The organism is Bradyrhizobium sp. URHD0069, assembly GCF_000701345.1.
Taxonomy (GTDB): domain Bacteria; phylum Pseudomonadota; class Alphaproteobacteria; order Rhizobiales; family Xanthobacteraceae; genus Bradyrhizobium.
This window is the reverse complement of the sequence record NZ_JNIJ01000039.1, coordinates 60,625-69,723: the sequence shown is the minus strand read 5'-3', so window position 1 is coordinate 69,723 and position 9,099 is coordinate 60,625. Positions and strand designations below refer to the sequence as shown.

At 62.9% G+C, this 9,099-nt stretch carries 12 protein-coding genes; 2 read left to right on the top strand and 10 right to left on the bottom strand.

Annotation, left to right across the window (positions count from 1 at the left end; genetic code table 11):
* On the bottom strand, positions 1 to 217 hold a 217-nt coding region (locus N554_RS0122860; protein WP_029585620.1), incomplete at its 3' end, for a transposase.
* A 120-nt stretch (positions 218 to 337) separates the two neighbouring features.
* Here N554_RS0122860 and N554_RS0122855 point away from each other — a divergent pair.
* Positions 338 to 1,231 (top strand): NAD(P)-dependent oxidoreductase, encoded by an 894-nt coding sequence (locus N554_RS0122855; protein ID WP_029585618.1) that lies wholly within the window; start codon positions 338 to 340, stop codon positions 1,229 to 1,231.
* 146 nt (positions 1,232 to 1,377) lie between these two features.
* On the opposite strand, the gene lysA is transcribed toward N554_RS0122855, so the two are convergent.
* The 3 genes from lysA to argH all read right to left on the bottom strand — a co-directional run bounded on the left by lysA (position 1,378) and on the right by argH (position 4,412).
* A complete protein-coding gene (gene lysA, locus N554_RS0122850) occupies positions 1,378 to 2,643 on the bottom strand; it encodes a diaminopimelate decarboxylase (RefSeq protein ID WP_029585617.1) in 1,266 nt (421 codons plus the stop codon).
* A 7-nt stretch (positions 2,644 to 2,650) separates the two neighbouring features.
* Positions 2,651 to 2,923: an LPS translocon maturation chaperone LptM gene (locus tag N554_RS0122845; RefSeq protein ID WP_029585616.1), complete on the bottom strand. Its 273-nt coding sequence runs from the start codon at positions 2,921 to 2,923 to the stop codon at positions 2,651 to 2,653.
* A gap of 91 nt (positions 2,924 to 3,014) precedes the next feature.
* Complete coding sequence (gene argH / locus N554_RS0122840) at positions 3,015 to 4,412, bottom strand: argininosuccinate lyase (protein ID WP_029585614.1); 1,398 nt, start codon at positions 4,410 to 4,412, stop codon at positions 3,015 to 3,017.
* Between the two features lie 131 nt (positions 4,413 to 4,543).
* On the opposite strand from argH, the gene N554_RS0122835 reads away from it, so the two are divergent.
* Positions 4,544 to 5,233, top strand: coding sequence for a thiol:disulfide interchange protein TlpA (locus tag N554_RS0122835; RefSeq protein WP_029585613.1), 690 nt, complete (start codon positions 4,544 to 4,546; stop codon positions 5,231 to 5,233).
* Here N554_RS0122835 and N554_RS0122830 read toward each other — a convergent pair.
* From N554_RS0122830 to N554_RS0122805, 6 genes are all read right to left on the bottom strand, one after another.
* Complete coding sequence (locus tag N554_RS0122830) at positions 5,230 to 5,424, bottom strand: hypothetical protein (RefSeq protein ID WP_029585612.1); 195 nt, start codon at positions 5,422 to 5,424, stop codon at positions 5,230 to 5,232. The two genes, N554_RS0122835 and N554_RS0122830, sit on opposite strands and share 4 nt — an antisense overlap.
* A gap of 81 nt (positions 5,425 to 5,505) precedes the next feature.
* Positions 5,506 to 6,387, bottom strand: coding sequence for a 3-hydroxybutyryl-CoA dehydrogenase (locus N554_RS0122825; RefSeq protein WP_029585611.1), 882 nt, complete (start codon positions 6,385 to 6,387; stop codon positions 5,506 to 5,508).
* 101 nt (positions 6,388 to 6,488) lie between these two features.
* Positions 6,489 to 7,439 carry an electron transfer flavoprotein subunit alpha/FixB family protein gene (locus tag N554_RS0122820; protein WP_029585609.1) on the bottom strand — a complete coding sequence of 317 codons (951 nt, stop codon included), beginning with the start codon at positions 7,437 to 7,439 and terminating at the stop codon, positions 6,489 to 6,491.
* Positions 7,440 to 8,189 carry an electron transfer flavoprotein subunit beta/FixA family protein gene (locus N554_RS0122815; RefSeq protein ID WP_029585608.1) on the bottom strand — a complete coding sequence of 250 codons (750 nt, stop codon included), beginning with the start codon at positions 8,187 to 8,189 and terminating at the stop codon, positions 7,440 to 7,442.
* 110 nt (positions 8,190 to 8,299) lie between these two features.
* Positions 8,300 to 8,872, bottom strand: a complete 573-nt coding sequence (locus N554_RS0122810; protein ID WP_029585607.1) for a cob(I)yrinic acid a,c-diamide adenosyltransferase — start codon at positions 8,870 to 8,872, stop codon at positions 8,300 to 8,302.
* Positions 8,873 to 8,884: 12 nt separating this feature from the next.
* Positions 8,885 to 9,079 (bottom strand): twin transmembrane helix small protein, encoded by a 195-nt coding sequence (locus tag N554_RS0122805; RefSeq protein WP_029585606.1) that lies wholly within the window; start codon positions 9,077 to 9,079, stop codon positions 8,885 to 8,887.
* Between the last annotated feature and the right edge of the window lie 20 nt (positions 9,080 to 9,099).

Below are 9,099 nucleotides of genomic sequence, written 5' to 3'. Positions count from 1 at the left end.
GAAAGTCCTTCGGCAGCGCACGCCATTGGCAACCGGCGGTCGCAATGTAGAGGATCGCATTCATGACCGCTCGCAGATTGATCTCACGGGGACGGCCGCGCCGGGATGGCGCAGGCATCAACGGTTCGATCAATTTCCACTCCGCATCCGTGGTGTCGCTTGCATAACGCAGTCCGTCGCGCCGATATTGACGTCGGGTGATTTCAGTCCAACACATGTTGTGCTCCCTCGAGTCTTCGCAAACACGAAGGAATCACAACGGGCTGGAATCACTCAACTTTCTTTTTCGGTCAGGCTCTCAGGATGAGGCCCATTTCCACACGAGGAAAATATCACCATGGACATCGGATTTGTCGGTCTGGGGAAGATGGGCTTTCCCATGGCCCGCCGCCTGATCGAGGCCAAGCATCAGCTCGTCGTATTCGACCAGCGCAAGGAGGCGGTCGACAAATTGGTCGCGCTCGGCGCGCAGGCCATATCCTCGCCGAAAGAGGTCGCCGACCGCGCCGAGACCGTGCTGGCGAGCCTGCCGTCGCTGCAGGCCTCGCTCGAGGTCGCGACCGGCGAGAACGGCGTGATCGAAGGCAAGCGCGTCAAACGCTTCGTCGATCTCTCCACCGTCGGCTCGCACATGGCCGTGCGCATTCACGATCTGCTGGCGAAGCGCAACATCGTACAGCTCGATAGCCCCGTGAGCGGTGGCGTCGGCGGCGCGGAGAAGGGCACGCTCGCGGTCATGGTGTCGGGTCCTAAAGCGGATTTCGAGGCCGTGAAGCCGGCGCTTGAGGTGATCGGCAAAGTGTTCTTCATCGGCGAGAAACCCGGCTCGGCGCAGACCATGAAGCTTGCCAACAATCTGTTGTCGGCAACGGCCGTCGTCGCCACTTCCGAAGCCGTGGTGATGGGCGTCAAATCGGGCCTCGATCCCGCCGTGATGATCGACGTGATCAATGCGGGATCGGGTCTCAACACGGCGAGCCGTGACAAGTTTCCCCGCTCGATCCTGCCGCGCACCTTCGATTTCGGTTTTGCCACCGGACTGATGGTCAAGGACGTCCGGCTCTGCCTCGAAGAAGCCAAGGCGCTGGGACTATCGATGGAGGTCGCCGAAGCGGTCGGGCGGCTGTGGGAAGTGGTGATCCGCGAAATGGGCGCGGAGTCCGACTTCACCTCGGCGATCAAGCCGATCGAAAGAGCGGCCGGCGTGGTGGTGGGAGGAAAGAAGGGCTGACCTCATCCTTCGTCGTCCCTGCGAACGCAGGGACCCATACCGCGTTGCGCTCTCGGTTGAAACAAGGTGGCCGACGCTCTTCGCAAAACTAATGCCTGTGGTTATGGGTCCCTGCGTTCGCAGGGACGACAACAACACTTAATAGCTCACAGCCACGGCGCGGACTTGTCCATCGCGATCAGCGCATCGACCTCGATGCGGGGCCGCACCACGGCGTATTGGTCGCCCTTGACCAGCACCTCCGGCACCAGCGCGCGGGTATTGTAGGTGCCCGACTGCACCGCGCCATAGGCGCCGGCGGTCATGATCGCCAAGAGATCGCCGGGCTTGGGCTCCGGCATGGTGCGTCCGAGCGCGAGATAGTCGCCGCTTTCGCAGACCGGCCCGACCACATCGGCCACGATGGCAGGCGCGCCTCCCGCGGCCGCAACGACCGGCAGGATGTCGTGGTGCGCCTCGTACAGCGTGGGGCGGATCAGATCGTTCATCGCGGCGTCGATGATGACGAAATTCTTCGCGTCACCGTGCTTCACATAGATCACCCGCGTGACCAGGATGCCGGCATTGCCGACGATCATCCGGCCCGGTTCGAACATCAGCGTGCAGCCGAGATTGTGCGTCACCCGCTTGACCATCGCGGCATAGGCGTCGGGGGCCGGCGGCGCTTCGCGATCCATATAATAGGGAATGCCAAGCCCGCCGCCGAAATCGACGTGCGAGATGGTATGACCATCGGCGCGCAGCGTTTGCACGAATTCGGCGAGAAGCCTGAAGGCGGATTCGAGCGGCACAAGATCGGTGATCTGGCTGCCGATATGCATGTCGACCCCGGTGACGCGAATCCCCGGCAGCTTTGCGGCGCGGGCGTAAACCTCGCGGGCGCGGGCGAGCGGAACGCCGAACTTGTTTTCGGACTTGCCGGTCGAAATTTTCGCGTGCGAGCCGGAATCGACATCGGGATTGACCCGAACCGAAATCCGCGCGGTCCGGCCGGTCTCGCCGGCCAGCCGCGACAGTAATTCGAGTTCCGGCTCGGATTCGATGTTGATGCAGAGAATGTCGGCCGCCAGCGCCGCGCGCAGCTCGGCTTCGGTTTTGCCGACGCCTGAGAACAGGATTTTCTCGGGCGGAATGCCGGCCGCCAGCGCCCGCTTCAACTCGCCGCCTGAAACCACGTCCGCCCCGGCGCCGAGCTTTGCCAGCGTGCGCAACACCGACTGATTGGAGTTGGCCTTCATGGCATAACACACCACCGCCTTCTCATCGCCGAAGGCGTCGCTGAACACCCGATAATGACGTTCGAGCGTTGCGGTCGAATAGCAATAGAACGGCGTGCCGACCGTATCCGCCAGCTCGATAAGGTTCACCGCCTCGGCGTGCAGCACGCCGTTGCGATAGTCGAAGTGATTCATGGCGGGCTCAGTCGTTGAGGAGCGGGTCGAGAACGAAGCCTTTCTTGCGGCCTTTGGTGGCAGCCGGCGGCGCATCGGTTCCGTAATACGGATTGAACACGCTTGGCTTGTTCGCCTGTTCGAGCTCGGTATCGCTCGGGGCCGCGACGGCCGCTTGCGACGATGCGGTCGGCGGCAGGTCGAGCGGGCCTTTGCGTCCGCAGCCTCCGAGCGCGAGCACGGCCGCGCTCAAAAGGACGATGGCCCATCCCTGACATGTCGGGCTATAGTTACGATTCACGACAAAATCCCCAATGCGGCGGCACCATACAAAGATTGCCCTTCTCTGGCGAGACCTGGACAATCATGAAATTGCAGCGAAATTCTCACGATCAGCCCAAGTTTCGCTCTTTTTCGAGCCGCCTCAGCCAGCCTTTCGCCTGCGCGAGCACGTTCTTCGGCGCAGTCCCGCCGTAGCTGTTGCGGCTTTTCACCGACGCTTCCACCGAGAGCACGCCCAAAACTTCCTTCGTGATCCTGGGCTCGATCGCCTGCATCTCTTTCAACGGCAGCTGATGCAATGGCACGCCTTCTTTCGATGCCCTGGCGACAATCCGGCCGGTGACGTGATGAGCGTCGCGGAACGGCATTTTCAGGGTCCGCACCAGCCAGTCGGCAAGATCGGTGGCGGTGGCGTAGCCCTCGCCTGCGGCAGCCTTCATGCGCGCCTCGTCCGGCACCAGATCAGTGACCATCCCGGTCATCGCCCGGATCGCCAGCGACAGCGTGCCGAACGCCTCCATCGCGCCCTGCTTGTCCTCTTGCATGTCCTTTTGATAGGCCAGCGGCAATCCCTTCATCACGATCAACAATGCGGTGAGCGCGCCGACGATCCGGCCGGTCTTGGCGCGAACCAGTTCGGCGGCATCGGGGTTGCGCTTCTGCGGCATGATAGAAGAGCCTGACGTGAACTTGTCGGATAGTCGTACCAGTCCGACCAGCGGCGAGGTCCAGATCACGATTTCCTCGGCAAAGCGCGACAGGTGCACCGAGGCGATCGCCGCCGCCGACAATGTTTCCAGCACGAAGTCGCGGTCCGAAACCGCATCGAGCGAATTGGCCATCGGGCGGTCGAAGCCAAGCGCCGTCGCGGTGGCGGTGCGATCGATCGGGAACGAGGTGCCGGCCAGCGCCGCGGCGCCGAGCGGCGATTCGTTGAGACGCTTGCGGGCATCGGCAAACCGGCCGCGGTCGCGCGCCGCCATCTCGACATAGGCCAGCAGATGATGCCCGAACGTCACCGGCTGCGCGGTCTGCAGATGCGTGAAGCCGGGCATGACGGTGGCGGCATGCTCCAGCGCCCGCTCCACCAGCGCGCGCTGGAACGAAGCCAGCGCCGCATCGGTCTCGTCGATGGTGTCGCGGACGTAGAGCCGGAAATCGGTCGCCACCTGATCGTTGCGGGAACGCGCGGTGTGCAGCCGGCCCGAAGCCGGCCCGATCAACTCGCCGAGCCTGCTCTCGACATTCATGTGAATGTCCTCGAGCGCGCGCTTGAAATCGAAAGATCCGTTGCCGATCTCTGACAAAATCGTGTCTAGACCCTTGGCGATATTTTTCGCATCGTTTGCGGTAATGATGCCCTGCGCGGCAAGCATCGCGGCGTGGGCCTTGGACGCGGCGATGTCCTGGGCATAAAGGTGACGGTCGACGTCGATGGAGACGTTGATTTCCTCCATGATCGCATCGGGGCGCTCCGTGAACCGGCCGCCCCACATCTTGTTGCTCATGATCTGCTACTCATGACATCTGTTACTCATGACCGGCCGCTCGCCGTCACGCCGGCGAACGAAGGGCTTTTGCCGCTGCCGGCTCTCAACCGACCGTTACACAGGCTCTGCATAGCCGTAACTGATACAGGATGACAAACGATATGCCCGAAGGACCCTCGCCTCGCCCGGCCGCCACGCGCCGGATTGCCGTCGCCGTCGGGGCGGTATTGATCGCAGCGGCGATCGGATTTGCCGGGGTATACGGAATTGGCGGGCTGAAACACAACGCGTCCGGCGATCTGGCCTGCCGCCCGGCGGTCGATCTGGCGCGCAAGCTCGCGCCGCTGGCGCATGGCGAAGTCGCCGCGCTGACCATGGCGACGGCGCCTTTGCGGTTGCCGGACCTCGCCTTCGAGGACCCCGACGGCAAGCCGAAAAAGCTTTCCGACTGGCGCGGACGCACCGTTTTGGTGAACCTGTGGGCTACCTGGTGCGTGCCCTGCCGCAAGGAAATGCCTGCGCTCGCGGGCCTGCAGGCCAAGCTCGGCGGCCCCGATTTCGAGGTGGTCGCGATCAATATCGATACCCGCGACCCGGAAAAGCCGAAGAACTTCCTGAAAGAGGCCAAACTGAGCCGGCTTGGCTATTTCAGCGACCAGAAAGCCAAGGTTTTTCAGGATCTTAAGGGCATAGGACGGGCCCTGGGAATGCCGACTTCGGTGCTGGTCGATGGCGCGGGCTGTGAGATCGCCACCATTGCCGGACCAGCGGAATGGGACAGCGAGGACGCCATCAAGCTGATCAAAGCAGCCATGAAACCGGTAGCCGCCCGGCTTTAGGCGGTCACGTCGAGATTGCCGCCGATGCCGGCACCGACATTGGCGAGCGACGACTGGGCGCCGCCCAATAGCGTCAGGACTGCGGATCTCTCCGCATCCGCATTTTGTTTCATCATGGCAGTGGCGGCCTGCATCCGCGTGCCCGCCGCCTTGGCGGCCAGCAGACTGGTGACCATACTCATCATATCCATACGCAACACTCCCAACGCCGGCACGCTACCCGGCAGGCATTAACGAATGCTGGAGATTACAGAAAAAATGCAGGATACGCGTCAGCGCGTCGGGACCGGCTTTTCGCCGCGATAGTCGTAGAAGCCGCGCTGGGTCTTGCGGCCGAGCCAGCCGGCCTCGACGTATTTTACCAACAGCGGGCACGGCCGGTACTTGGAGTCCGCGAGCCCCTCGTGCAGCACCTGCATGATCGACAGACAGGTGTCGAGTCCGATGAAATCGGCAAGTTCGAGCGGGCCCATCGGATGGTGCGCGCCGAGCTTCATCGCGGCGTCGATCGCCTCGACGTTTCCGACCCCTTCGTAGAGCGTATAGATCGCCTCGTTGATCATCGGCAGCAGAATGCGGTTGACGATGAAGGCCGGGAAATCTTCCGACACCGCGACCTGCTTGCCGAGCCGCGTCACGAATTCCTTGGCGGTATCGAAGGTCTCGTCGTCGGTGGCGATGCCGCGGATCAGTTCGACCAGTTCCATCAGCGGCACCGGATTCATGAAGTGAATGCCGATGAACCGTTCGGGCCGGTCGGTAGACGCGGCCAGCCGCGTAATCGAGATCGACGAGGTGTTAGAGGCGACGATGGCCTCCGGCTTCAGTACCGCGCAGACGTCGTGAAAGATCTTGCGCTTGACCTCTTCCTTCTCGATCGCTGTCTCGATCACCAGATCGCAATCGGCGAGCCCGTCCAGCGTTCCGGCGGATACGATCCTGCTCAGCGCCTGCTTGCGCGCGTCCTCGGTGATGATTTTCTTGGAGACCTGGCGCGACAGATTGCCATTGATGGTCGCCATTCCCGACTTCAGGCGATCGGCGGACACGTCGTTGAGTACCACGTCGAGCCCGGCCAGCGCCGCCACATGCGCGATGCCGTTGCCCATCTGGCCCGAGCCGATCACGCCGACCTTCTTGATCATAGCCGCCATCTTGTCATCTCACCGGAGCAACGCGCGATCCGCGCCTGCCCATTCCTATGCATAAACACCGGCCAGAATCCGATTCATCCAGCCGGCGGCTCAGTTTGTCGTTACTTTCCAAGCTTGCCGAGCGCTTCGGTCAGCTCGGGAACCGCCTGATAGAGATCCGCGACCAGGCCATAATCGGCGACCTGGAAAATCGGCGCGTCCTCGTCCTTGTTGATCGCGACGATCACCTTGGAATCCTTCATGCCGGCCAAATGTTGGATCGCCCCGGAGATACCGATGGCGACATAAAGTTCCGGCGCCACCACCTTGCCGGTCTGCCCGACCTGCCAGTCGTTCGGCGCATAGCCGGCGTCGACCGCGGCGCGCGAGGCACCGACGCCGGCGCCGAGCTTGTCGGCGAGCGGCTCGATGTATTTGGCAAAGTTCTCGCGGCTCTGCATGGCGCGGCCGCCGGAGACGATGATCCTGGCCGAAGTCAGTTCCGGGCGATCGCTCTTGGCGACTTCCTCGCCGACAAAGCTGGAAAGGCCGGGATCGGCCGCGGAGGCGGCATTTTCCACCGGCGCGCTGCCGCCATCTCCGGCGGCGGCGAAGGTCGAGGTCCGCACCGTGATGACCTTCTTGGCGTCTTTCGATTTCACCGTCTGAATCGCGTTGCCGGCATAGATTGGCCGCTCGAAGGTGTCAGGCGAAATCACCTTGATGATTTCCGACACCTGCATGACATCGAGCAGCGCGGCAACGCGCGGCATCACGTTCTTGAAGCGCGAGGTCGCGGGCGCAACGAAGGCGTCATAGGAGGGCGCCAGCGAGACGATCAGCGCGGCCAGCGGCTCGGCGAGGTCGTGGGCATAAGCGTCGGCTTCGGCGAGCAGCACCTTCTTGACGCCGGCGAGCTTGGCCGCAGCCTCGGCCGCCGCCCTGGTCCCCTCACCGCCGCCGGCGACCAGCACATGAACCTCGCCGCCGAGTTGGGTCGCCGCCGTCAGCGCCTTGTTGGTGGCGTCCTTCAGGGTGGCGTGTTCGTGTTCGGCAATCAACAACGTCGTCATCTAGAGGACCCCGGCTTCAGTCTTGAGCTTCGATACCAGTTCGGCGACGTCCTTGACCTTGACGCCTCCCTTGCGGCCCGGCGGTTCGGAGGTCTTGAGAATTTCGAGGTGGGCGGTGAGATCGACGCCGTAATCGGACGCGCTCTTCTCCGCGATCGGCTTCTTCTTCGCCTTCATGATGTTGGGCAGGCTGGCGTAGCGCGGCTCGTTCAGCCGCAGGTCGGTGGTGACGATCGCCGGCCCCTTCAGCTTGACCGTCTGCAAGCCGCCGTCGACCTCGCGCGTCACCTTGAAATCGGATCCATCGACTTCGAGCTTGGAGGCAAAGGTCGCCTGCGCCCAGCCGAGCAGGGCGGCCAACATCTGGCCGACCTGGTTTGAGTCGTCGTCGATCGCCTGCTTGCCGAGAATGACGAGGCCGGGATTCTCTTCGTCGACAATGGCTTTCAGAATCTTCGCCACCGCCAGCGGTTCGGCGTTGCCCTCCGCCTTGACCAGAATGCCGCGATCGGCGCCCATCGCGAGCCCGGTCCGGATGGTCTCCGCCGCCTGCGCCGGACCGATCGATACCACCACCACCTCGGTTGCCTTGCCGGCCTCTTTCAGGCGCAGGGCCTCCTCGACGGCGATTTCGTCGAACGGATTCATCGACATCTTGACGTTAGACAGTTCGACGCCCGATCCGTCGCTTTTGACGCGGACCTTGACGTTGAAATCGACCACCCGCTTTACCGGCACCAGAACCTTCATCGACCCTCTTTCGCTTGAATTTCAGGTTTGATCAGCTTGGGCGCGGAACCTAAAGGTCCCGCCAACCCCGGTCAACGCGGAAGGCCAAAAAATGGCCCTGACATACGTGCTCACCGGTTCTGGCCGGGCACCCAGAGCACGTCCCCGGCGCCGTTGTCATTCACCGAACGGCTGGCGACGAACAGGAAGTCCGACAACCGATTCATATACTGAATCGCGGCATCGCCGACCGGCTCATCGCGCTTGGCCGCGAGTTCCACCATGATCCGTTCCGCCCGGCGGCATATGGTACGTGCCAGATGCAGGTGCGCCGCGGCCGGCGTGCCGCCCGGCAGTACAAACGAGGTCAACGGCGCCAGCTGTGCATTCAAGGTGTCGATGTCGTGCTCCAGGCGTTCGACCTGGCTCGACAGCATCCGCAGCCGTTCGGCCTTGCCCTCGCGCTCGGGCACCGCGAGATCGGCGCCGAGATCGAACAAATCGTTCTGGATCAAGCCGAGCATCGCATCGAGTTCGCGCGCGTCCCTTAGATAAAGCCGAACGATGCCAATGGCGGCGTTGGTCTCGTCGACGGTTCCATAGGCACTGATGCGCAGATCGTATTTCGGGCGGCGTTCGCCGCTGCCGAGCGCGGTGGTGCCGTCATCGCCGGTTCGCGTGTAGATCCGATTGAGGACGACCATTGTCTGTCTCCTTCAGCGCCCCATCGCCCAGACGGCGAGCATGGTGATGACGATCGCAACGAATTGCAGCAACACCCGCAGCCGCATCAGTTGCTGGGACCGGTTCGGCGATCCGCCTCGCATCATATTGAGGAGGCCGAGCAGCAACACCAGCGCAACGGCGCCGACCGCGACCGGAAGTATGATCGTACTCAGGAATGAAGCCATCGGCGCTACATAACACCGCG

Bases quoted from the DNA above. Each gene is read 5' to 3' on its own strand.
- N554_RS0122855 (WP_029585618.1), top strand. From the start codon at position 338: ATGGACATCGGATTTGTCGGTCTGGGGAAGATGGGCTTTCCCATGGCC.
- lysA (WP_029585617.1), bottom strand. From the start codon at position 2,643: ATGAATCACTTCGACTATCGCAACGGCGTGCTGCACGCCGAGGCGGTG.
- argH (WP_029585614.1), bottom strand. From the start codon at position 4,412: ATGAGCAACAAGATGTGGGGCGGCCGGTTCACGGAGCGCCCCGATGCG.
- N554_RS0122835 (WP_029585613.1), top strand. From the start codon at position 4,544: ATGACAAACGATATGCCCGAAGGACCCTCGCCTCGCCCGGCCGCCACG.
- N554_RS0122830 (WP_029585612.1), bottom strand. From the start codon at position 5,424: ATGGATATGATGAGTATGGTCACCAGTCTGCTGGCCGCCAAGGCGGCG.
- N554_RS0122825 (WP_029585611.1), bottom strand. From the start codon at position 6,387: ATGGCGGCTATGATCAAGAAGGTCGGCGTGATCGGCTCGGGCCAGATG.
- N554_RS0122820 (WP_029585609.1), bottom strand. From the start codon at position 7,439: ATGACGACGTTGTTGATTGCCGAACACGAACACGCCACCCTGAAGGAC.
- N554_RS0122815 (WP_029585608.1), bottom strand. From the start codon at position 8,189: ATGAAGGTTCTGGTGCCGGTAAAGCGGGTGGTCGATTTCAACGTCAAG.
- N554_RS0122810 (WP_029585607.1), bottom strand. From the start codon at position 8,872: ATGGTCGTCCTCAATCGGATCTACACGCGAACCGGCGATGACGGCACC.
- N554_RS0122805 (WP_029585606.1), bottom strand. From the start codon at position 9,079: ATGGCTTCATTCCTGAGTACGATCATACTTCCGGTCGCGGTCGGCGCC.